General features: G+C 40.8%; 26 protein-coding genes. 15 read left to right on the forward strand and 11 right to left on the reverse strand.

Annotation, left to right across the window (positions count from 1 at the left end; translation table 11 throughout):
• The first annotated feature begins 24 nt into the window (after positions 1-24).
• From CD004_RS11015 to coaW, 3 genes are all read left to right on the forward strand, one after another.
• Positions 25-924: a superoxide dismutase gene (locus CD004_RS11015; RefSeq protein ID WP_102262804.1), complete on the forward strand. Its 900-nt coding sequence runs from the start codon at positions 25-27 to the stop codon at positions 922-924.
• A gap of 80 nt (positions 925-1004) precedes the next feature.
• Positions 1005-1316 carry a DUF3892 domain-containing protein gene (locus tag CD004_RS11020; RefSeq protein WP_102262805.1) on the forward strand — a complete coding sequence of 104 codons (312 nt, stop codon included), beginning with the start codon at positions 1005-1007 and terminating at the stop codon, positions 1314-1316.
• 196 nt (positions 1317-1512) lie between these two features.
• Complete coding sequence (coaW, locus tag CD004_RS11025) at positions 1513-2316, forward strand: type II pantothenate kinase (protein ID WP_102262806.1); 804 nt, start codon at positions 1513-1515, stop codon at positions 2314-2316.
• A gap of 81 nt (positions 2317-2397) precedes the next feature.
• Here coaW and CD004_RS11030 read toward each other — a convergent pair whose 3' ends face one another.
• The 7 genes from CD004_RS11030 to CD004_RS23800 form a co-directional block, all read right to left on the reverse strand.
• Positions 2398-3414 carry an LLM class flavin-dependent oxidoreductase gene (locus CD004_RS11030; RefSeq protein ID WP_102262807.1) on the reverse strand — a complete coding sequence of 339 codons (1017 nt, stop codon included), beginning with the start codon at positions 3412-3414 and terminating at the stop codon, positions 2398-2400.
• Positions 3415-3591: 177 nt separating this feature from the next.
• On the reverse strand, positions 3592-4326 hold the full coding sequence (locus CD004_RS11035) for an exonuclease domain-containing protein (protein WP_102262808.1): 735 nt from the start codon (positions 4324-4326) through the stop codon (positions 3592-3594).
• A gap of 5 nt (positions 4327-4331) precedes the next feature.
• Complete coding sequence (locus CD004_RS11040; RefSeq protein ID WP_102262809.1) at positions 4332-5300, reverse strand: DUF294 nucleotidyltransferase-like domain-containing protein; 969 nt, start codon at positions 5298-5300, stop codon at positions 4332-4334.
• An 86-nt stretch (positions 5301-5386) separates the two neighbouring features.
• Positions 5387-6706 (reverse strand): ammonium transporter, encoded by a 1320-nt coding sequence (locus tag CD004_RS11045; protein ID WP_102262810.1) that lies wholly within the window; start codon positions 6704-6706, stop codon positions 5387-5389.
• Between the two features lie 136 nt (positions 6707-6842).
• Positions 6843-7169 (reverse strand): MerR family DNA-binding transcriptional regulator, encoded by a 327-nt coding sequence (locus CD004_RS11050; protein WP_102262811.1) that lies wholly within the window; start codon positions 7167-7169, stop codon positions 6843-6845.
• 78 nt (positions 7170-7247) lie between these two features.
• Complete coding sequence (fbpA, locus tag CD004_RS11055) at positions 7248-7394, reverse strand: Fur-regulated basic protein FbpA (RefSeq protein WP_102262812.1); 147 nt, start codon at positions 7392-7394, stop codon at positions 7248-7250.
• Positions 7395-7407: 13 nt separating this feature from the next.
• On the reverse strand, positions 7408-7551 hold the full coding sequence (locus CD004_RS23800; protein WP_158651542.1) for a hypothetical protein: 144 nt from the start codon (positions 7549-7551) through the stop codon (positions 7408-7410).
• Between the two features lie 171 nt (positions 7552-7722).
• On the opposite strand from CD004_RS23800, the gene CD004_RS11060 reads away from it, so the two are divergent.
• The 5 genes from CD004_RS11060 (at position 7723) to CD004_RS11080 (ending at position 12543) form a co-directional block, all read left to right on the forward strand.
• Positions 7723-8589: a dimethylarginine dimethylaminohydrolase family protein gene (locus CD004_RS11060; protein WP_233434994.1), complete on the forward strand. Its 867-nt coding sequence runs from the start codon at positions 7723-7725 to the stop codon at positions 8587-8589.
• A gap of 675 nt (positions 8590-9264) precedes the next feature.
• Positions 9265-10731 carry an alanine/glycine:cation symporter family protein gene (locus CD004_RS11065; RefSeq protein ID WP_102262813.1) on the forward strand — a complete coding sequence of 489 codons (1467 nt, stop codon included), beginning with the start codon at positions 9265-9267 and terminating at the stop codon, positions 10729-10731.
• A 122-nt stretch (positions 10732-10853) separates the two neighbouring features.
• Positions 10854-11768, forward strand: a complete 915-nt coding sequence (locus CD004_RS11070; protein WP_102262814.1) for a CBASS cGAMP-activated phospholipase — start codon at positions 10854-10856, stop codon at positions 11766-11768.
• A gap of 106 nt (positions 11769-11874) precedes the next feature.
• The gene (locus CD004_RS11075; protein WP_102262815.1) at positions 11875-12144 is read left to right on the forward strand and encodes a DUF1292 domain-containing protein; all 270 of its coding nucleotides are present in this window, start codon (positions 11875-11877) and stop codon (positions 12142-12144) included.
• Between the two features lie 129 nt (positions 12145-12273).
• On the forward strand, positions 12274-12543 hold the full coding sequence (locus CD004_RS11080) for a hypothetical protein (RefSeq protein ID WP_102262816.1): 270 nt from the start codon (positions 12274-12276) through the stop codon (positions 12541-12543).
• Between the two features lie 99 nt (positions 12544-12642).
• On the opposite strand, the gene CD004_RS11085 is transcribed toward CD004_RS11080, so the two are convergent.
• Complete coding sequence (locus CD004_RS11085; RefSeq protein WP_102262817.1) at positions 12643-13791, reverse strand: glycoside hydrolase family 18 protein; 1149 nt, start codon at positions 13789-13791, stop codon at positions 12643-12645.
• A 153-nt stretch (positions 13792-13944) separates the two neighbouring features.
• Between CD004_RS11085 and CD004_RS11090 the strand changes: the two genes are divergently transcribed.
• From CD004_RS11090 to CD004_RS11105, 4 genes are all read left to right on the forward strand, one after another.
• Positions 13945-14736: an alpha/beta fold hydrolase gene (locus tag CD004_RS11090; protein ID WP_102262818.1), complete on the forward strand. Its 792-nt coding sequence runs from the start codon at positions 13945-13947 to the stop codon at positions 14734-14736.
• A gap of 374 nt (positions 14737-15110) precedes the next feature.
• Entirely contained in the window at positions 15111-15827 is a 717-nt protein-coding gene (locus CD004_RS11095; RefSeq protein WP_102262819.1) for a YebC/PmpR family DNA-binding transcriptional regulator, read from the forward strand.
• Between the two features lie 125 nt (positions 15828-15952).
• Positions 15953-17002: a mechanosensitive ion channel family protein gene (locus tag CD004_RS11100; RefSeq protein WP_102262820.1), complete on the forward strand. Its 1050-nt coding sequence runs from the start codon at positions 15953-15955 to the stop codon at positions 17000-17002.
• 126 nt (positions 17003-17128) lie between these two features.
• Positions 17129-17320: a YbxH family protein gene (locus CD004_RS11105; protein WP_102262821.1), complete on the forward strand. Its 192-nt coding sequence runs from the start codon at positions 17129-17131 to the stop codon at positions 17318-17320.
• Between the two features lie 65 nt (positions 17321-17385).
• Here CD004_RS11105 and CD004_RS11110 read toward each other — a convergent pair whose 3' ends face one another.
• Complete coding sequence (locus tag CD004_RS11110) at positions 17386-18627, reverse strand: dicarboxylate/amino acid:cation symporter (RefSeq protein WP_102262822.1); 1242 nt, start codon at positions 18625-18627, stop codon at positions 17386-17388.
• A 245-nt stretch (positions 18628-18872) separates the two neighbouring features.
• Between CD004_RS11110 and CD004_RS11115 the strand changes: the two genes are divergently transcribed.
• Both CD004_RS11115 and CD004_RS11120 read left to right on the forward strand, forming a co-directional pair.
• The gene (locus CD004_RS11115; RefSeq protein WP_102262823.1) at positions 18873-19400 is read left to right on the forward strand and encodes a class I SAM-dependent methyltransferase; all 528 of its coding nucleotides are present in this window, start codon (positions 18873-18875) and stop codon (positions 19398-19400) included.
• Between the two features lie 112 nt (positions 19401-19512).
• The gene (locus tag CD004_RS11120; RefSeq protein WP_102262824.1) at positions 19513-20472 is read left to right on the forward strand and encodes a nucleoside hydrolase; all 960 of its coding nucleotides are present in this window, start codon (positions 19513-19515) and stop codon (positions 20470-20472) included.
• Positions 20473-20512: 40 nt separating this feature from the next.
• On the opposite strand, the gene CD004_RS11125 is transcribed toward CD004_RS11120, so the two are convergent.
• The gene (locus CD004_RS11125; RefSeq protein ID WP_102262825.1) at positions 20513-21733 is read right to left on the reverse strand and encodes an MFS transporter; all 1221 of its coding nucleotides are present in this window, start codon (positions 21731-21733) and stop codon (positions 20513-20515) included.
• A gap of 166 nt (positions 21734-21899) precedes the next feature.
• Positions 21900-22139: a hypothetical protein gene (locus CD004_RS11130; RefSeq protein WP_102262826.1), complete on the reverse strand. Its 240-nt coding sequence runs from the start codon at positions 22137-22139 to the stop codon at positions 21900-21902.
• Between the two features lie 133 nt (positions 22140-22272).
• Between CD004_RS11130 and CD004_RS11135 the strand changes: the two genes are divergently transcribed.
• A complete protein-coding gene (locus CD004_RS11135) occupies positions 22273-22833 on the forward strand; it encodes a flavin reductase family protein (protein WP_102262827.1) in 561 nt (186 codons plus the stop codon).
• Positions 22834-23304: the final 471 nt, after the last annotated feature.

Consider the following 23304-nt stretch of genomic DNA (forward strand, 5'->3'; position numbering starts at 1 on the left):
ATGCAGTTTTGGGGAGGGATTAAAATGAACGGGTATTGGTTCAGGTATTCATTGCTGCAATGGTGCAATGAGTTGGAAGCGAAATGCGATTCCATTAGAGGGCAGCTTAGGGAAACTCATGATGAAGCCAGATTACAAAAATTGAAGGAAAGGCTCCTAATCTTGAAACAAGAAGCACAACACTCAGTGGATGACGAAGCACTTTATAATCAGGCGAGAAATTTACATGACGAATTGGACATTTTGTTGGATGGTCCTGACTTGGAAGGTAAGCGCCAGCAAGGCCAAAGACTGCAGCCAGTCCCGATCGGAGGTCATAAGCTGCCACCTTTGCCATATGCGTATAATGCACTTGAACCTGTAATAGCTGAAGAAATCATGAGGCTGCACCATTCAAAACATCACCAGAGCTATGTAAATGGTTTGAACAAGGCTGAAAAAGAGATGCAAATGGCGCGACAAACTGGAGATTTCGGGTTGATTAAACATTGGGAGAGAGAAGCTGCTTTCAACGGTGCCGGCCATTATCTGCATACAATCTTCTGGACCATCATGAGTCCAAATGGCGGCGGCTCTCCAAAAGGACAGCTTGGAAAAGCGATTAACGATTCATTCGGCAGTTTTGATCAATTCAAAAAGCATTTTTCTGAAGCAGCGAAAAACGTCGAGGCTGTTGGCTGGGCAATCCTTGTTTGGTCACCAAGATCCCACCGTCTGGAAATCCTCCAGGCAGAGAAGCATCAGAATTTATCACAATGGGATGTTGTCCCGCTCCTTGTGTTGGATGTTTGGGAGCATGCTTATTATCTGCAGTATAAAAACGAACGGGCAAAATATGTTGAAAACTGGTGGAAGGTAGTCAATTGGAAAGAAGTCGAGCAGCGGTTCAATAAAGCCAGGACATTAGCATGGAAACCCTTTTAGAGGAGTGACTTATCGTCACTCTTTTTTTGTATAAAAGCCTTTCTTTAGCGAACACTAAACATATGTTCGGAGGTGTTTTTATGGAAAATAAAGATTTCAACCAGATTTATAATGATTACAAGGAGCAAAGCCAGGGACAAGCGGAACTGGAAGCCCACTCAGAACAGCTAGGCAAAGAACAAATCGTTGCCGTCAGGAAAAATGATGATGGCGACCTGATTGCTTTTAAAACAGAAAGTGGAAGGGAGCTCGACTATATTTCTGCACTCACTGAGGCTAAAGCGGGGAGGTTGGCACATGTGGATGTATTCCACAAATACGGCCGTGATATCCTTAGGAGCGAACCTGATGGAATAAAAGAAAACAACCTTGATAATTTACCACATTTTTAGCAGGGAGAATCCCTGCTATTTTTATATTTTTTTACGGTATACTCTTTAAAGCCCACCTCCGTTACGTCCGACTTTTTGTTATAGTTCGTTGTAGGAGCTGATGGTTGCGCATCGCTTTCTTTGCTATCTGGTTTTACAAAGAATTACAATAGGAACCAAGATGAAGTGAAGCGATTCAAACGAAAGGGGAGACCACATGAATAATAGGTTGGGAATAGACGCTGGAGGGTCATTAATTAAAATTGCATATGAGGAAAATGGCAGATTGCATCTTCGCAAACAACCGAACCGAGATATGGATGATGGATTAGGTTGGCTGAAACTAGTTGCAGCTAACAAAAAGGTCTCTCTGACAGGGGGAAGAGCAGGGAAAATTAAAGCTGAATACTTTCCGGACGCAGAGATTGTCGACGAATTCACCACAGCATGCGAGGGTGCGAATTACTTAATGATGAAGGAAGGATTGACTAATGGCGGAAAATCCTTACTCGTCAATATTGGTACAGGCACTTCCTGGTTTATAATTGAAGGCGAACACTATGACAGGGTTCTTGGCAGCGGCATTGGCGGGGGTACTTTTATGGGAATGGGTAAACTTCTTGCTGATCGGAGTGATTTTGCAAGTCTTGTAAACTTGTCTGACTCAGGCGATAAAGGAAATGTGGATCTGCTGGTGAAGGATATCTACCACCCGGAAGAACCACCAATTCCTGGTGATTTAACTGCGAGCAACTTCGCAAAGTCAGAGGCGATTGCTTCAAGCTCTGCGGCTGACAAAATGGCTTCAGTTTTGAATATGATTTCAGAGACCATCACTCTTCTAACCGTACAAGCGGCTGCTCTGCACGACACAAAGAAAGTGATATTCATAGGAAGTACGCTGGCAGGCAATAAGCCAATGCAAGAAAGTCTTGATTACTATTGTAAAATGTCAGGGCTGGAACCAATCTTTCTTCAAAATGGGGAATTCAGCGGAGCAATCGGGGCAATACTCAAGTGAAGTGAACTTACATTCTGATAAGCCAAATTAAAAGAGGAGAATCAATTGGATTCTCCTCTTTTTATCATGAACTGTATTAATTTATCCCTTAAAAACATCAGAAACAATTTCGAATGATTTCAATCTAGCATTATGGTCAAAAATTTGCGCGTTGACAATCATTTCATCTGCCTGTGTTTCATCCAGGAATTGCTGCAGCTTTGTTTTGATGGTTTCAGGGCTGCCTACTATTGATGATCCGATACGGCTGCCCAGCAGCATTTTTTCGTATTCACTTAGCTGATTTTCCAGGTTCTTAACAGGAGGCAGCAATGGACTTGGATTATTCCTGAACAGGTTTAGGAACTGCTGTTGCATGGATGTTGCCAGGAACTCTGCTTCCTCATCGGTTGCAGCAGCAATCACGTTAACACCGACCATTGCGTATGGCTCTTGCAAAACTTCTGAAGGCTGGAAACTCCTGCGGTAAAGCTTTAGAGCACCTAAAGTATTTTCAGGTGAGAAATGGCTGGCAAATGAAAACGGCAAACCTAGTTGTCCTGCAAGCTGAGCACTATAGCCACTTGACCCTAATAACCAGATGGGAATATTCAATCCTTCGCCGGGGATCGCCCTGACACTTCGATATTGAGAATCAAACTCTGGATTGAAATATGCGCGGAGTTCGTCCAATTGCTCTGGGAAGTCCTGACCATCACTCCGACGTTCGCGACGTAAAGCATAGGCCGTCACCTGGTCAGTTCCTGGAGCTCGACCAAGGCCAAGGTCAATTCGCCCCGGGAATAGAGATTCAAGCGTACCGAATTGTTCTGCAATCACTAGTGGAGCATGGTTGGGAAGCATGATACCACCTGAACCAACTCTAATAGAGGATGTACCAGCTGCAACGTGGCCGATGACGACCGATGTAGCGGAACTTGCGATTCCGGGCATGTTATGATGCTCTGCTAGCCAATAGCGGTTATAGCCCCATTTTTCAGCATGCTGGGCAAGATCCAGTGTGTTTTTTAACGCATCTGCTGCTGTGCCACCTTCAAGAATCGGAGCCAAGTCGAGCACGGAATATTTTATATCGTTTAATCGTTTGTTGTCGGTCATATATCCATCTTCCTTCATTGAAAAATATTAACTGCAAGGAGTAGCATTTTTCCTGTTCCCAGCGTTTATACAATTCAATAGTACCAATAATCTTTCGGTAAACAAAATAAAATGATTTGAGATAATAGGAATGAGTACATATAGAAGAGGAGGTGGGGAGGAATGCGGGGTACAATCTTATCTTTTTAAGGATAGGTATTCATAAACCTCCCGCAAGTTCTGGTAGCCTTGCTCCTGCGCTTTCTTTATATAAAATGCCCATAGCTTCGCTGCCATTTTAGCATCCGCCAATGCATGATGCCTGTTTTTCACTTCAATACCGCACTCAAGGCAAATTTGTTCCAAAGGCAGGGAATTGACAACTGGCTGGAATATTCTGACCAAAAATGAAGTATCAATTACTCTATGTTCAAAATTTAAGCGTAAATGGCTGCTTGTGAATTTCCTCATAAAGGCTTGCTCGTGTTTTGCGTGGTGAGCTACAAGTACCGAGCTGCCTATGAAATTTAAAAATTCCATCAGGACTTGTGAAGTTTGCGGTGCAGTCAAGAGCTCTTCCTCAGTGATCGAAGTCAGCTCCAGGACATCAATCGGTACTGAAATTTCAGGATTAATTAATGAATAGAACACCTCCTGTTCTAGTATTGTGGAACCAATTACTTTTACAGCTCCTATAGAGATGATCCTATCGCCTTTATCAGGATAAAACCCTGTTGTTTCGAGGTCAAAAACAATGACTGGCAATTCTTCCAACGGACAGTCGAGGCTATTTCCTTCCTTTATTTCTTTTTGCAAGTGTCTTAAAAACGACATTTGCTGCGGATTTGTGTGAGTTGGCATTCCCGCATAGATGTTCGATCCAAGCTTACCGGTCATTTGCCTAAAGAAACGAATCATATCATTCATTCCCATAAAAATTACATCCTCTCAAGCAGCTTTCTGACATGTTCATAAAATTGTTCACCAACTTTAAGTATTTGCTTTAATACTTTCTTTTCGTCTTTAGTTAGCTTATTGATGTTAACGTAGTGGCCGGAGTCATAATCCCTGTGGCTTCCATGTTTCAGGCGATAGTCAAGCAAAGCAGAAAAGTTATTGCTGTATAAAGATTTATCATGATGCGGCAACACGCTCTCAGAAATATGGCTTATACGAGATAGAGTCGCAGTTTCTTTTATCCCTTCGAATAATGATAACAGCCTTGCAGCATTCACGAAGGGGAGAAAAGCAGTTTCCTTAAGATTAATTGATCCAGTATAGGCGCCATGAGTTTCAACAAGCAGCTGGCCAAGTACTCCGACCCCTTTTTTCACATACATTGTGTTATGAAGCATCCTTAACAGCAATTGCTTACTTTTAACTTCATCAAAGGCTTTTTCTTTCAAGGTATTTAATAGGCTATTTTCGCCGAAGATGGTCCTGGCATCGGCAAATATAAGCAAATATCGGATTGTCTCCCATGTAGATTCACCAACCCAAATTCCAAGTTGAATCTCCCAATCTTTCATTGCTTTACACCACAATGGATTGCTGGCCATAACAGAGCCGGAACATTTTTTATAGCCAGCCAGCTCTAATCCTTCGGAAATCTCTTTACCTAACTTTAAAAAGTACTCCTGTGAATCATTACTATTTGTTGTAAAAACAAGTCCGTGGTCCTGGTCACTCCAAATAGATTGCTCCATCCGTCCAGCACTGCCCATGACGAAGAAGCAGAAAGGTGAAGGGGGGCTCCCGTATTCTTTTGACAATTTGCTTACTGCAACAGATATGACTTGATCATAGATTAAGTCATGGAAATGGTTTAATTGTTCATTGCTAATAGTTGCGTCAGACAGCCCTTTAACTCTTATTGCATTTATATTTGAATAGTTATTTAAGTTCATAATTCGGACGTCCTCCTTTCTCCATTCATCAAAAGACGGCTGGCCCACAATAGGGCCGCCGCTCAATAACATCAAACTTCAATAATCTAATTGACAGATGGTTGCTGTGAACTTAAAGGAACATTGCCTTTTGAGGGGATTTCGATTGATCCCTTTGCAGCTGCTTCTTTATTGACCAATTCCGGATACCCATAGCTGCCATGTTCACTAATATCCAAGCCGATGATTTCTTCCTCTTCTGTTACCCGCAAGCCCTTCATTGTTATCTTCATAATCGATAAGATGATAAAGGATACGATGAAAGCGAAAGCACCTGAGGCAACAACTCCCAGCGCCTGTACTCCTAGCTGTTCAAGACCGCCACCATAAAACAATCCTGGATTTCCAACTGTGGCTAACTCAGGGGTTGCAAAGAATCCTGTTGATAGAGTGCCCCAAACACCAGCAGTACCGTGTACTGATAGCGCAAAGATAGGATCATCTATCTTTCTGCTTTCAAAGAAGCGAATACTGTAGAAAACAAGGATGCCGGCAATAAGCCCGATGACAACCGCTGCCCAAGTATCAACAAAAGCACAGGATGCCGTAATGGCCACTAGACCCGCGAGCGCTCCGTTCAGCATCATTGGTACATCAGCTTTACCTAAAACAATCCAGGAGATTAGCATGGCCGCAACAGTACCAGCAGCTGCCGCAAGATTTGTGTTGAGAGCAACAAACCCAAAGAATGCTCCATCAACAGTAACGGTGCTTCCAGCATTAAATCCGAACCAGCCAACCCATAATAATAATACGCTCAATGCTGTGAAAACCTGGTTGTGACCTTCGATATTATTAGCTGAACCGTCTTTATTAAATTTACCAATACGCGGTTTCAGTAGGATGGTCGCTGCCAGTGCCGCCATTGCTCCAGTCAGGTGGACTACAGTTGAACCAGCGAAATCCTGTTTTCCGTGTTCTGCTAGCCAGCCGCCGCCCCAAATCCAGTGAGCAATGAACGGATAAACTAAAACTGAGAATAGAAGTGCAAAGACAAGATATACAGACAATTTTGCTCTCTCAGCAAATCCGCCAAAGGCAATCGTTAAGGATATCCCGGCGAAAGCCAGCTGGAACAGAAAGAATACAGCACCTGAAAGTCCTAAGCCCTCTACATCGTAGCCAGAATAGAAAAAGTCCGAAAAGCCCAGTATCGAGTTACCTTCTCCAAAAACCAGGCCATAACCTACAGCCCAGAAAACAATTGATGAGATCCCAAAAGTCAAAATCGTTTTTCCGGCAATATGTCCGGCGTTCTTCATTCGTGTCGATCCTGTTTCAAGCAGGATGAAACCTCCGATCATCAAAATAACCAAAACAGCGGAGATCATAACCCATAGGCTATTCATTAAAAATACCGTATCCATTTTTTCGTCCCCTTTCAAATTGTGAATGTAGTTTGTATTCTCGCATGTATTTTTTAATCAATCTACTTTTGTGTCAGAAAACCTTACACGATTTTTGAGAAAAAGAAAAAACCTCCATTATTGAAGGTTTTTCAGTTTAATATTTTCGAACGCCGAATCGAGCATTCAATTGCCCTTGTATCATTTTCTTATGTGCCTCGTCTTTATTTCGTTTCTTTTCCTTAATCATTTCCTGCCGGATCTCATAAGTCTGGACACCATCTTCGATTTTGTTGGCAATCTCAACTAATTGTTCGACATCTAAGAATGAATATCTTCTGCTTCCACCAGGGGTTCGGTCTGGAAAAACTAATTTCCTTTCTTCATAATATCGTATTTGTCGTTCAGAGAGCCCGGTCAGCTCACTGACAATACCTATAGTTATAACTTTCTTTTCTTTAAAGGAGGACGGGTCTGCAGCCAATTCATACACCACACTTTTAACAGTTTTAAATATTATATGTCATATTTCCTTACACGGCTATCAATTTGTATTAAAGCGTTAATACCCATTAATTAAATTTTTAAGTTCAGTCAATGTTAATTTTCTTAATTCTTCTTCGCTTTCAGTTGTAATATTTGATTTAATCAGGTGCTGGATATAATGGTCCTTTAGTTTTTCTACGGCAGTACGTAAATGCAAGGACACAAATAATCCCTCCTTAAAAAGTTTCATTTTGAGCAGCACGTAATATTTCTACAGCGTGCTTTCCATGTCTTTTCAAAAGTTCTTCATACAATTCTTCTCGAAAAAGATCAAGCATGATAATCAATTGTGCCAAATCAGAAGGATTCTGCCTTTCCACATTCAACTCCTCATTTCCTTAACGATTGTGAATTTTTCATAAGCGTAAAGAATTCTTTTAAAAAAATCAGCAGGTTCGTCAGGATATCTGACAGGATTTTTTCAAGGCGAAGTTATGATTAAAGTAAAATCCGGAAAACCTAAAGTGATTTGTATATAAGGAGGAATGAGGATGGAACAGAATATGCAGCCCATAAATAGAGGGTATGTCATAAATGAATATGACGTACTTAAGAAAGTCATTCTTTGTAGCCCACAGTATATGACAATACGTGATGTAATTAATGAAACTCAGAAACATTTCAAGGATGAAGGCATACATATAGAAGTTGCCTTGGAACAGCACAATGAATTCGTGAATACTCTAAAAAATTACGGTGTAGAGGTTATCCTTCTTCCATACCATAAAAAATACCCTGAACAAGTCTTTACCAGGGATATCGGGTTTACCCTCGGCCAAACCATTTTTGTTGCTGATATGGCCAGCGAAGTACGTAAGGGAGAGGAGAATGTCCTGAAACAGTGGCTCGAGGATGAGGAAATCTCCTACTATAACTTGTTAGGTGACCAGATCGAGGGCGGGGACGTTGTCATCGACCATAATACAGTGTACGTAGGTTTAAGCAATCGCACCAACCAGCAGGCAGCAGATCATTTACAAGGATTACTTCCCCAGCTTAAAGTTCGCGCCATACCGTTTAAGGCAGAGTATTTGCACCTTGACTGCGTCTTCAATGTCGTTTCCCCGGAAGTCGCATTAATCTATCGACCAGCATTGACAGAGGAAGATATCAACCTGTTCAGTTCAAAGTATGATCTAATAGATGTTAGCGAAGATGAACAATTTACACTCGGAACGAATGTGCTCTCTATCGGCAACAAAAGAATCCTCAGTTTGCCTGTAAATAAAGGAGTTAATGAACAACTAAGAAATAAGGGATTCGAAGTAATTGAAGTGGATATAACAGAAATCATAAAATCTGGAGGTTCATTCCGCTGCTGTACACTTCCGATTTTACGAGCGAAGAGTGGACATTAAAAAACAATGCGGGAGACAGTCGTCTCTCGCTTTTTTCGTTTATGGCCAGCTTTTGACAGATATGCTGGAAAACAGCGAATACCTGTCCAAACATGGAGCAACTTCTGACAGGTTTGCAGCAAATCAGTGAGTAGCTGTCCGAACATGGAGCAACTTCTGACAGCTTTGGAGGAAACCAGCGATAAGTTGTCCAAACATAGAGCAACTTTGGACAGGTTTGCAGGAATTCAGCGAATAGTTGTCCAAACATGGCGTAACTTCTGACAGCTTTAGATATAACCAGCGATAAGTTGTCCAAACATAGAGCAACTTTTGACAGGTTTGGAGATAACCAGTGATAAGTTGTCCGAACATGGGGCAACTTCTGACAGCTTTGGAGGAAACCAGCGATAAGTTGTCCAAACATAGAGCAACTTTGGACAGGTTTGCAGGAATTCAGCGAATAGTTGTCCAAACATGGCGTAACTTCTGACAGCTTTGGATGAAAACAAGGGAATTCGAACCGAACTTATATAAACCTTTGGTACGAAACCATCAAATTCAGTATTCGACCCCCTGTTTATATACAGTTATTTAAATTGTTTGCTGTTAAATATCACATTTTGATTGTCCTTTAGGTGTAATTATCTTATAATTCAAAATAGAAAGAAATCAAATTTGTAAAGGGGGATTCATTTGGAAGCTTTTGTTTCTTGGCTCAATGGGATTTTGTGGAGCAACCCGGTCATTTACATCATTCTGGGAATCGGCTTGCTTTTCTCGATCCTGACACGTTTTCTGCAAGTTAGACTCCTTAAAGACATGGTTAAGCTAATGTTCACAGGAAGAAGTTCCGATGCTGGTGTTTCATCTTTTCAGGCCTTATCTATCGCTTTATCAGGCCGGGTCGGAACAGGTAATATCGCAGGTACTGCCACGGCTATTGCAATGGGTGGTCCAGGTGCGGTTTTCTGGATGTGGACGATTGCGTTTATCGGAGCAGGTAGTGCATTCGTAGAATCAACACTTGCCCAGATTTACAAAGTAAAGCAAGATGGTCTCTACCGAGGCGGTCCTGCTTACTACATCGAAAAAGGTCTTGGAATCAAATGGTTCGCTATTGCGTTTGCCATAGCTGCCTTGCTGGCAATGTCACTATTAATGCCAGGGATTCAGTCCAACTCGATTGCACTGGGACTTGAGAATGCTTTTGGCGTTAGCAAGTCAGTGACAGGTTTTGTAGTAATCGCACTTTTAGCTTTAATCATTTTCGGAGGCGTAAAAAGGATTGCGACTGTCGCGCAATATACAGTTCCATTTATGGCTGTTGGATACATCCTTGTCGCACTAGTCATTATCGGAATGAATATCTCAGAAGTTCCGGCTGTTTTCTCTTTGATTTTCAAAAGTGCTTTCGGTGCTGACTCAATGTTTGGCGGTATTCTTGGCAGCGCGATTGCATGGGGTGTTAAACGCGGTATTTATTCCAATGAAGCTGGTCAGGGTACTGGCCCACACGCAGCAGCTGCTGCAGAGGTATCACACCCGGCTAAGCAAGGTTTGGTCCAGGCATTCTCTGTATACATCGATACATTATTCGTTTGTTCCGCAACAGCTTTCATGATCCTTTTTACAGGAATGTTCAATACGGTTGGTGCTGACGGTGCATTCATTGTCGAAAACCTTAAGGGAGTGGAAGCAGGTCCAGGATATACACAGGCTGCAGTAGATGCGGTTCTTCCTGGGTTCGGTGCAGAATTCGTTGCTGTAGCACTATTCTTCTTCGCTTTCACAACAATCATGGCTTACTATTATATGGCTGAGACGAATATCGCGTATCTTCTCAGGGGCAGAAATGGCAAGGTGCCAATGTTTGTCCTTAAGATTGTCATCCTAGGCGCGGTCTTCTATGGAGCGGTAAAAGAAGCGTCACTTGCATGGGCTCTTGGTGATGCTGGCCTGGGATTGATGGTATGGCTCAACCTGATTGCCATTGTCCTTCTCGCGAAACCAGCATTAATTGCCTTGAAGGATTATGAGGAACAGAAAAAGCAAGGACTTGATCCAGTCTTCAATTCCAAGAAACTCGGCATCAAAAATGCAGAATACTGGGAAGAAGAATATTCCTTCAATCATGAAAAAGAGAAAGATAAAGTATCATAATAAGATTATTCAGAAGAGCTGCCTTTTCAAGGGCAGCTCTTCTTTTGGCTTTTTTGGTTTGATTATATTGTTATGGCAGAATGGGAAGAATGTTAGCATTAAGGTCGAATCGGGGGAATCTCATGAAAATGTTATGCATCGATGGTGGCGGTATAAGAGGCATTTTCCCGATTGCTATCCTACAAGCGATAGAGGAAGAGTTTGGAAAGCCTGTGGGTGAACTCTTTGATGTGATTTCAGGTACAAGTACAGGATCAATCATTGCTGCTTCAGCTGCTTTGAACACATCGATGGAAGAGGTGATGGGCAGGTACGAGAGTTATGGTGAGAAGATATTTGTGAGAAAAGCTAAGATCGGTCTTTTCAAAAGTGTCTATAGTGACAGGTATTTACGCCGGCTGTTAAAGCAGGCCTTCAGGGAAATTACTCTTGGCGATATTGAAAAGCCTTTGTTGATACCCGCTGTTGATATAACACATGGAAAACCTTATGTTCATCGGACGGACTTTGGTTACTCGTCCGAGGATGAATTATCTATAAAGTTGTGGGATGCGGTGCTATCGTCTTGTTCAGCGCCAATCTACTTTCCACCCAATAATGTAAACAATCAATATTTATCTATCGATGGAGGACTATGGGCTAATAATCCATCATTGGTTTGTGTGACGGAAGCCCTGCACCACTTTAAAACCGACTTAGCCGACATCCATATACTATCAATTGGAACTGGCCAACAGAATATCGATTTTTCCATAGGAGAGGAAAAGTACTGGGGCATCCGGCAATGGCTGCCTTTCCATTTTCCAACTTTAAAGGTTACGCCAAAATTATTGGATCTGGCTATGGATTTATCCTCTGAATCAGTTTCTTATCATTGTCGGCTTTTGCTAGGCGACCATTACCTCAGACTGAATAAAGAGCTATCAGAAGAAGTACCATTTGATGATTTTACTAATATGGCTGAACTAAAGTATCTGGGACAGCAGGTTTTTCAAGATAATAAAGACAAAATAGCAACTTTTTTATCGGGTAAATAGGCTTTATACTGGCTATAAATTTATTTTTAACTTAGTCTTAAACAGAATGTGGATTACATAGTTTTGAGATACTATGCTGTGTAAAAAAAGACAGGAGGTACTAACGATGGATAAACTTGAAGTTGGCGAAGTATTCACAATTAGTGACGAGAATGATGTGGAGCAAGAGGTCGAGGTGATTGGCACTTTGACAATTGAAGGGTCTGACTATGCAGCTGTCAGTTTTGTTGAAGATCTTCAGACAGAAACGGACGAAGATATTGATATCTTTTTCTTGAAAGTGGACGAAGAAGGAGATTTTGCAGCCATTGAATCTGATGACGAATTTGAAAAGGTGTCTTCAGCATTTGATGAAATGATGAATGAAGAAGAATAATGAGGAGGAGGGAGGTTAAGCCTCGCTCCTTTTTTGGTATTATAATGTAAAGGATTATGGTAGAAAAACTTGTAAATAGAAGGAAATTATACGAGTTTGTCGAATTGTTTTTGAAAGGAGTTGATTCAATTGGATAGTGTCGTCCTTGTTACCTTTAAAATAAAGGGAATTCCGATACCTATTAAAATAGCATCTACTAACGAACCGAGCAGGGAGCAAATACTAAAGAAAATTTCGGATTTAGCAAACGGATATGACTTATCAGGCGAAATCCAATTCAAGAAGCTTCTTAAGGAAAACGGCCATAAAATGTATATCTATGAAATTGGCGACAGAAAGTGCATGGTGCTAGTAGAACGGCTCGAGAAAATTAAAGAATTCGAAGAGATCAGTTCATAGGACTGTAGTTAAGTTTGTTCTTGTTCGATATTTTAACTTATAAGCAGAACGGTGTCCAATAGGCCCATAAGAAAAGGAAGCCAATAGCGGCTTCCTTCTTTATTTCCTGATATAGTATCGAGAATCTTCCTGTTTATTTAATTCCCCTGAGATCAAAGCCGTGGCACTGTGATTTCCTTTAGCGTCAAGACCCGCTTCCCAAAGCATCATGCCTCCCAACTGTTGCGAGAGTGCAAGATCGGTTTTCTTTTTCAATGTGGAATGGCCATTATAATGGTACGTTGTCCCATTCATTTGCACCTGGTCCTTGCCGGTATTGGCAGGGTGATGTTTGGTGATAGCTTCGTATGACACCTGCTTGATAGAAGGATCCTCAGGCTGTGCATATAGCGGAACACCCAGGACCAGTTTCTCCCTTGAAAAGCCATGCTTGTCAAAAAGGGCAGTCCAATACGCTACTATATTAGCAGAATAAGGGTAAGGTGATAAATTCGCAGCGTTATACTCGCCATCCCATTGGCCATCATAAGCCATCAAATTGACATGATCAAAGTACTTGAACATGGATGGCTCAAACACGACTGAGTGAATTTCACTCCCTGTCACGCTGTGCACCTTGGCATTTACAGCGATAGACAGTTCTTTTCCGATTGGTTTCAGCTGTTCACTTAATTCTTTTGCAAAGTCAGCGAGATATCGCGCATCTTCTGTTGAGCGAGGATGCTCAAAGTCAATGTCTATGCCATCCAGCTTTTCTTTTTCTGCAAAACTTACAAGCTCGTGAACTAGTTTTTTTCTTGAGGCAGAGGTTGAAATGGCTGCCTTGAAATAATCATAGGATTCTCCGCCATTGATATGGTACCAGCCGCCGATTGCCAGCATAACCTTCGTATCGTGTTTTTGCGCGTTAGTAACAATGGCCCTTAAATTTTTGACAGCATGGTCTCCATTCATTAGCAAGCTGCCATCAGAGTTTGGATGGGCGAAGGAAAAAATTACATGAGTCAGGTTTTTATAATCGATCTCGTCCGGCTTCCTGAAATCCTGGACATAGCCAATCAAAACCTTTGATTCTTGCTTTTTCAATTGCGGTTCTTTTTTAACTGCAGGTATTTTTGCTGAATGTGCAGCTTGAGCGCTGGTTGCGATCGTTTTAGTTTTTTGCGTATTCGAATATAATGTTCCGGATATAAAACCGCCCATGAAGGTGAGTAAAACAATCATCAGAGGCAGGAAACGTTTTTTCATAAGGGTATCCTCCTGTGTTTTATCAACTTTAAAATTGTAACAGAGAATACACGATTATAGCTGTGGAAATATCAGCCTATCTCTTTTACCGATAGATTAATAAACGGGAAGCGGGGAATATAATAAATATACTGAATGATAGGAGCGGAAGATATGGACTCAAAAAATGAAAGAGCTAGGGATATAGAAATGAGTTTTATCGATAAAGGCAAAGGTAATCCAATCGTCCTCATACACGGATTTGCTGGCAGCAAGGACTACTGGGAAAAAATCATTCCTCAACTGGCCAGCGAGCACAGGGTGATCGCACTCGACTTGCCTGGACATGGGGAGTCAGGGATGAGGAAGGACAGATATTCCATTGAGGATATGGCCAGTACAATTAAAGATTTATTGGAACAGCTAGGGTTGGATCAAGTAACTATGTTCGGTCATTCGTTGGGCGGATATATCACCCTGGCATTTGCTGAGCTATACCCACAGTATTTAAAAGGGTTTTCTTTGGTACATTCAACAGCCAATCCAGATTCTGAAGATGCGAAGGAAGCTAGAGAAATCAATGCAAAGAAGGTTCAGGAAGACGGAACGGAACAATTTATCGAAGGACTTTCCAGGAAGCTATTTTCCCCTGAAAATATTGAAGCTAATTCATCGGAAATCGAAGAGACTGTGAAAATTGGCATGAATACAACAGTAGAAGGTCTTGTAAGCGCACTGATGGCAATGAAAAATAGGCCAGATAGGAACCATGTGTTAGAAGACAGTGAACTGCCTGTTCTTCTGGTTGCCGGCGAAAAGGACCAAATTATCCCTGCTGAAAAAACATTTACGGTTTCGAGACAGAATATTGGAGAGAAAGTCATTCAAAATGCCGGGCATATGAGCATGTATGAACAGCCTGAAGAACTTGTTAAGGTGATGAAAGATTTTCTAGCAAAAATATAATGATTCAAAGCAGCCTGTCCTCTTAGGGCAGGCATAATTCATTTATCAGTCATGATTGAAAATGCATTCTGATCATAGGGAATCCTGAGCAAGTAAAAGATTGACTGCTTTAATTGTATGAGAAGTATAACAACTTTGAAATCATGATACTGACCACCATGTATTCACCTGAGGACCAAACAAATTCTTATGAGCTAATAGCGGGAGAATCTTTTAGCAGCGGGACGATATCCTCATTGCTCCCACGGGGTATACTAACCTCTTAACAAATCTTCCATTTAAGGTATAATATTATCTGTGAGCAGCTGCAGAAATAGCTTTATAAAGATTAAGTAATGCAGCTATCTGATATAAGTTGAAAGAGAGTGGAATTTATGGGTCGTAAATGGAACAACATTAAAGAGAAGAAAGCGTCCAAGGATGCAAATACTAGCAGGGTTTATTCAAAATTCGCGCTTGAGATTTATGTTGCAGCCAGACAAGGTGAACCAAATCCAGAATCCAACCAGGCGCTGAAATTCGTCCTCGAAAGAGCGAAGACATATAATGTACCAAGAGTCATTATTGACCGGGCAATTGATAAAGCCAAGGGCGGCGGTGAAGAAAGTTATGATGAGCTTCGATACGAAGGCTTTGGCCCTAATGGTTCAATGGTGATCGTTGATGCGCTTACAAACAACGTAAACCGTACGGCTTCCAATGTGCGCGCTGCTTTTGGAAAGAACGGCGGCAACATGGGAGTAGCTGGATCCGTATCTTATATGTTCGACAAAACTGCGGTTATCGGATTTGAAGGGAAGTCAGCTGATGAGGCACTTGAAATTTTGATGGAAGCGGATGTTGATGCACGCGATATTCTTGAAGAAGACGACTCGATCATTATCTATGGCGAGCCGGATCAATTCCACGCAATCCAGGAAGCTTTCAGGAATGCCGGTATCACTGACTTTACTGTAGCTGAACTGACAATGCTGCCTCAAAACGAGGTTACTCTTGACGCAGAAACACAGGAACAATTCGAGAAGCTTATTGATGCCCTGGAAGATTTAGAGGATGTCCAGCAGGTATATCATAATGTGGATTTAGTATAATTGAATTTTTATACAAGAACAAACCCATTCTATAGAGGAGTGGGTTTGTTTTTTGTATACTTGTTAAGTTTAATCCGCTTGTTTTACAGGAATAGACAGATATATTGGGATTGCAGGTGGTACATATGGTAGATACTTTTATAAGAGACATTTCGCTCGAGGAAATAATAAGGCTTGCTATATTTTTAGTGATAATCATATTAGGAAATTGGCTGATCAAGAGGGCCGCCAAGTTTTCGGCAGCAAAAAACTCGAGATTTTTTCAAAGAGCTCTGCCTATCATCGATTCCTTGGCGGATTGGCTAACTTTTTATGGAATTATCATATTACTTTTATTAACCTTTTCAAAAAATGAATGGTTATTTGATCCACTATATACTCATGGAGAAGTGGAAGTATCAATCTTTTTGATTGTCATAGCCTTCCTGATTGTTTCGCTCGCACACAGGCTTGTAAAACTTTTCAACAAGTATATTCTAACCTCTGTGTACGATTACTACGGTGTGGATAGGGGACTGGGATATACTTTCAACCAAATCATTTACTATACCGTTATGTTTGCAGCCCTGGCAGTAAGTTTGACAAGTGTCGGGATCAACCTGACTGCATTAGGGGCAGTTTTTGGCGTTCTTGGCATTGGTATAGGTTTTGGAATGAGGAATGTAGCTGGTAACTTTGTATCGGGTATCATCATTTTATTTGAAAGACCGATAGAAGTAGGAGAAATCATTCAGATCAATGACAAGGTCGGTCGGGTTGAAAAAATCCGTTTAAGATCGACCATTATCCGTACTGCAAAGGAAGGAACGTTGATTGTTCCTAATCAGTATTTTATCGAGCAGATCATCAAGAACCGAACAAGTGCAGAAATGATGGCCCAGGTAAATGTAAGTGTCGCTTTCGGGACAGATACCCATATGGTACAGGCTCTACTTGAACAAGCAGTTAATGAAATCAAGGAAAAAGAAGAAGGTATACTTGTTTCTCCTGAGCCTGATATCCGTTTTATTGATTTTCATAGCAAGGCAATGGAATTCCTGATTGAAATACCGGTCGTTAACTTTGAAATCAAAGAAAAAATTGAAAGTAAATTAAGACATATGGTCGCAGCGATTTTTGTTGAAAACGATATTCAGCTTCCAACCGTAAACTTTCAAATGATTGATACAAATTGACCTGTGCTTTTTCACAGCAAATTTGGAAAAAAGAGTTTACCGGCATAGATGAAGACTAAATAAGTGGTATCTTTGCCATTCATTAGGGAATACAAAAAAGGTATACAAAGCAGGAGGGATAAAAGGATGGGAGCTATTGAACGAAGTGGTTATGTATTTGAACCTGAATATAGTGTGATCAGTCAGGATGGAGCTATTCATGTATACCATAAAGGAGAATTTATCGAAGAAATCAAATTTTCTTTTGTTGGTGAACAACCCGAACTTGATCAGATCGAAAATTTGATAGATGAATTTTGTAACAAAAATGAACTTTAACGGAAAGCATCAAATAAAACAGCTGCTCAAAATCAATTGAGCAGCTGTTCATAACAGTTTAGGAATTATGCAGTAACATTCTCGTCTAACTCAACTTCTTCGAAAGTTTCTCCTTCAGAGCGGGCAACATAGACGGCGCAGGCAGCATCCCCCGTAATGTTTATAGCGGTTCTGCACATATCAAGGAGACGGTCAACCCCCAGCACTAAAGCTATGGCTTCTACAGGCAAGCCTACTGAAGTTAATACCATTGACAACATGATCAATCCTACTCCAGGAACACCTGCTGTTCCGATACTTGCCAGTGTCGCAGTCAATATGACAGTCAATAATTGACCCAGTCCAAGTTCAGCTCCATAAACCTGTGCAATGAAGATGGTGGCAACCCCTTGCATGATGGCTGTTCCATCCATATTGATCGTGGCTCCCAGCGGCTGTACGAAACCACTGACACTTTTGGAAACTTTGAGATTGTTTTGCAATGTTTTCATCGAAATAGGCAAGGTCGCTGCACTACTGGAAGTACTGAATGCAACAATCATAGCTGGAGAGAATTCCTTGATGAATTTAATTGGATTCAGTTTTCCCAGCAAAGATACTGCTGACCCGTATGTGATCACCAGATGAAGCAACAATACAAACAGAACGACAAACATATATTTGCCCATCGCGGCTATTGCCTCGAGTCCCTGGCTGCCGATTGCTGTAGCAATCAAACCGAAAGCGCCGTATGGTGCAAATTTCATGATCGCCTGAACTAAATACATCAGTACATCATTCGCCTGTTCGACAAGTTTGATCAATCCAGATGCCTTTTCACCCACTCTTGCTATACCAAAGCCAATGATAATTGAAAATGCGATTACCTGGAGCATAGAACCCTCGACCATGGCCCCAAGAGGGTTGGCAGGAATAATATTCAATAATGTTTCAATAACCGGCGGTGCCTCAGCAGTTTCAAAACTTGCGCCATCCAATTGGAAGCTCCCTGAACCTGGTTGAACCAGAAGGGCCATTCCAATCGCAAGAACTAATGCAATTGCAGTAGTAACCAGGAAAAAAGAAATCGTCTTGCCGCCAATCCTGCCGAGCTTCTTAGGATCACTAATTCCCGCAGTTCCAAGTATAAGAGAAACGATGACAATAGGGACAACAAGCATTTTAATCAAATTGACAAAGATTTTTCCCAGAGGGACAAATACATAACTATTGACTGTTTCGAACACTCCAGGCAATGCTAAGTTAAAAATAAGACCAACAATGATACCCAATCCCATACCATAAAGGATTTTACGAGTCAGTGACATTCCATCTCCTCCTAAAAAAATTATGAGATATGAAAGCGCTTACCAAAATAACCGTTAATTATAAATATTTAGTTACAATTAAAGTATGACTATTTTTAAGGGATTTAGCAATATATTTTCAGAATATTATAAAAATAGTTTATTAAAATGAAAGAGAAATACATCTATGGTATATTTTTGTTAACTTTTACTTCAGAAGGCAGTGATATACAGTGGACTCTCAAGATAAATGGAATCGAAAATATATGGATAAGCTGACTAACCAGACTTCTCCAGAACCAAATAGAAGATTGCTAGAGATGGCTTTTTATCTGAACGGAGGGACTGCAATCGACTTTGCCTCTGGACTGGGAGGAAACAGCTTCTTCCTGGCAGATCTAGGCTATGACATGACAGCTATTGATATCTCTGACGTTGCTATTAACTATGTTCAAGAGGAGGCAGCCAATCGAGGGTTGAATATTACCGCTAAGGTAGCCGATCTCACGAAAGAAAGAACTGATTTAACCAGCTGCAGGTACGATTTAGCGGTAATGACATATTATCTGGAACGTTCCTTATTTCCACTAGTAAAACAAGTGATCAAAGATGATGGATATTTATTCTTCGAAACGTACTACAAACAAAAGACATCAGGGAACGAGCATATTTCAAATCAATATAAACTGGAGTCGAATGAGTTGCTTAATGAATTCAGAGGGTGGAAGATTCTCTTTTTTGAGGAAAATGAGCAGGAGGGACGACAGACGATTTTTTGCCGGAAAACGCAATAGAACACTAATAGTATGTCTACATAATTAATTCGAATGAACATTATTAAAACAAACATATACTGTTAAAGGAGCTTAATTTTAGAAAATAAACTTTTTAAAAAGGAGGGGAGCCATGTATAATATTCTGTTGTTTACGGATTCAGGTGTAGATGATTCTTTGGCACTTATGTATGCCTTACTGCATCCGGAACTTAATGTTGTCGGCGTTGTTACTGGATACGGAAATATCACAAAGGAACAGGCAATAAATAACACAGCTTATTTATTGCAGCTGGGAGGAAGAGAGGATATACCGATCATCGCAGGTGCATCGGGCCCTTTATCTGGTGAATTGGCTACCTTTTATCCGGAGATACATGGACCAGAGGGGCTTGGTCCAATCAGACCCCCAGAGGATTTGGGGGAAGTAAAGGTCTATGATATTGACAAAATCCTTGAAATTGTAAAACAGTACCCTGATAATCTAGTAATCGTCGGAGTCGGAAGACAAACGGAATTGGCAATCCCATTTATCTTATATGGCGAGGAAGCGTTCAAAACAGTTAGTGCTGTCTATATCATGGGTGGAGCATTCCTCGTACCCGGAAATGTCACAGCGGAAGCTGAGGCAAATTTTTATGCTGATCCGATTGCGGCTAATCAGGTGCTTGAGAAGGCAAGGAATGTATTCCTGCACCCGCTGAATATTACAAATAAAGCAATCATTCCTCCAGCCGTAATCGATTATCTTGCTGAAAACAGCCAGTCGCCTTTTAAAGATCTGATTAAACCTGTATATGACTATTACTTTGATGCGTATAAAAAGAATGTCCCGGGCATCCAGGGGGCGCCACTCCATGACGTCATTACCTTGAGTGCCCTGGTGAACAAAAATCTTGTGAAATATATACCAAGACGAGTAACCGTAGAATTGTTTGGCCGGGCAAGAGGTAAGAGTATGGCTGACTTCAGGCCCAAGCCTGAGGAGGAACCAGAAGAGAATTTGGACTGGATAGGCATGGAAGCAGACATTCCAGCTTTTATAGAAGATTTCACTCTTGTCTTCATGGGCGACACACAAGCTAGAAGTTAAACAAAAGGAACTCCCGTAAAATGGGGAGTTCCTTTTTCAGTTATAAATTTTGATTTACTTCCCGATACTTTTTCCTCTTAGCATTCGAATATAGCATCACCAAAAAGCTAGAGGTAATCAAGGTTCCGTGGAAAATCCAGACCATTTTAGCCAATGAAAGAGCTTCTAACAGAATCGGGGCAACGACAAAGCCAAGTGCGAATCCTAATGACTTTAACAGCATGCCAACTCCAAATATTCTCCCCCTGATGTAATTATCCGTTTTCTGAAGGATTGTCGCGTGCAGTGTAGTGAAGCAGGCATCAAAAATCCCGGTAAAGAACGCAAACATAAGGACAATCCAGATATTCAAATTTGACAGAAAGGTTATAAAGCCAGTTGACATCAAGATCGCTGCCAGAAAATATGTACGATACAGGTGGCTACCCTGCAGGAACTTCATTTTCGGCAACAGAAGGGTGGCTAACACAGAGCCGATTCCCCAGACACCCCAGATCAGCCCGTAAATCAAGCTTTGTTTGCTGGAATCAATTGTGTCAGCCAGCAAAGGAATACCAAGATTATGAGAGGCACCGGCAAAAGAACCAACCAGGAAAACAATGTTTACATACAATAACATTGGCACTGAAAGGATGAAAGTATATACTTCTTTTAAATCTCTACCAATCTGGGAAACTTTCTGTTTAAATCCATTGGTGATCAATCCTGAATTTGCAGGCTTAGTGGTTTGCCACTTGATTTTGATCAATACTGCCGCAGATATTAGATAAGTAGCAGCGTCGATAATCAAGGTAACCTGGTAACCGAGAAAATCTGTAATCAATCCAGCACCAATGAATCCAAAAACTAAGCTGATTGATGTAAGTCTGGAGATAAGAGCATTCGTCTCTAAAACCTTGTCCTGACCGAAAATTTGCGGGATTTCAGCACTGTAGCTTACAGCAAAAAAGCTGCTCGTCAAACCAATCAAAAAGCAGACAATCAATATCATTACAGGATTAGGAAAGGGAATCAGGCTCAGGATGATGATTGCCCGAAAAACATCAGTCCATATCATGATTTTCCTGCGGTCAAAACGATCAGCAAGAACACCTGAAAATAAGCTCGATAAGACTCCGCCAATTGTCCTGAACGCCATGGTGGCTGCAAGCCAGGCAGGACTCCCGGTAGCAATATACATCAAGACATTGATTGCGATTAAATCCATAAAGGTACCGAGATCTGAAAATGCTTTTACATAAAGAAAAACTTTGCGGTTCATAGAATCTCCCTTAATCATGAGTTAGGATAGTTATTCTGTTTTATTTTAAAGATTTCGAATTTACTTCGCAATACGAAATTTCAGTTTTTTGCTATAATAGAATAAATTTCTTTAAAAAAGACAGAAACTCCCTGACTAACAGGGAGAGCCTTGTATTATTGCTATCTTACCACCATGGTCTGCCAAACCAGGGACGACGACCGAATCCATACCATGGACGTCGGCCAAATCCATACCATGGTCTGCGGCCGTACCAGTACCCAGGACGTCCGTAACCATACCAGGGACCACCGAATCCATAACCGCCATAAAAGGCAGGTACAGCAGCGGTAAGAAACAATAACGGTATAACCCTTTCATCATTCTGCTGGTCTTGTCTTTGAAAATATGTTTGAGGGTAATTCATTAAGCAACCTCCTATAATTTATTCAATATAGGATATGTGACTAAAAATATGATGGTATTAAAATAGAATAAATAGACAGTTGCCCATGCTTCTTAAGAAATAAAGCGCTTTACACTAAAAGGAGGGACCTACAATGATTCAATCAATCAATCAAACTGTAATGCATAGTTATCCAGGAATGGTCGCACTGGTTACGGTTAGTCATAATGGGGAAAATAATATCATGGCTGCCGGCTGGCATTCCTACATATCTTACGAGCCGCCAATTTACGGAGTTGCCATCGGCCGTGAACGTCATACTTATGAGCTCATAAAATCTGAAGGAAAATTTGCCATTAATTTTGTGCCATATGAATATTCTGCTCTTATTCAGCAAGCAGGTGTGTATTCGGGTTCAAAAGTGAACAAATTTGAAAAGGCGAACATCAGTTTCGACCACGGATCAGCAACGAATTCACCGATACTGCGTGATGCATATATAGCATATGAGTGTGAGGTCATAGACCGCAACAGTTACGGTGACCACGATTGGTTCGTTGCAAATATCGTACAATTTTACAGGGATCCAGATAAATTCCTTAAAAACGGCATGCCAAATTTCGATGAGCTCACAATTCCGCTTTATTTAGGAAGATCCACTTATACAAATGTAAATCAAAATAGTGATTTTGTTTCACATAAGATCGAGGAATAGAAGCACAATAAAAACACGAAAAATGATCAGCCAATGGTGCAGATGATTTTTCGTGTTTCATTTAGGAAAAACGGGAGGAGAGGACTCCTGAATAACCTCTAATAAAAATCCTATTTTCTAGTTTACATAACATAAATTCTAGGAAGTTGAATCAAAACTTTAAATTGATATCTCATTGACTAAGTATACTTAAATCAGTGAGACAAAATTAAAATTTTCATAAATACACATATTCATCATTATATTTTTATGTAAATTAATTTAGTTTTGTATTAGTTAATTCACTTATCCATCATTTGTACTTTTACTCAAATCAATTTAGTTTTGTATTAGTTAAATTCAACTGCTTTTTATTTAGATCCATTTGCTTTGCTATAAAAAACCCATTTTCTCAATCATCAATTTGGCTTCTGGGATGATTTAAACTTACCGAATACTTTTAAGAACTCTATTATTTCTTATTTTTACAGT

The sequence above is a fragment of the Mesobacillus jeotgali genome (genome assembly GCF_002874535.1).
Classification (GTDB): domain Bacteria; phylum Bacillota; class Bacilli; order Bacillales; family Cytobacillaceae; genus Mesobacillus; species Mesobacillus jeotgali.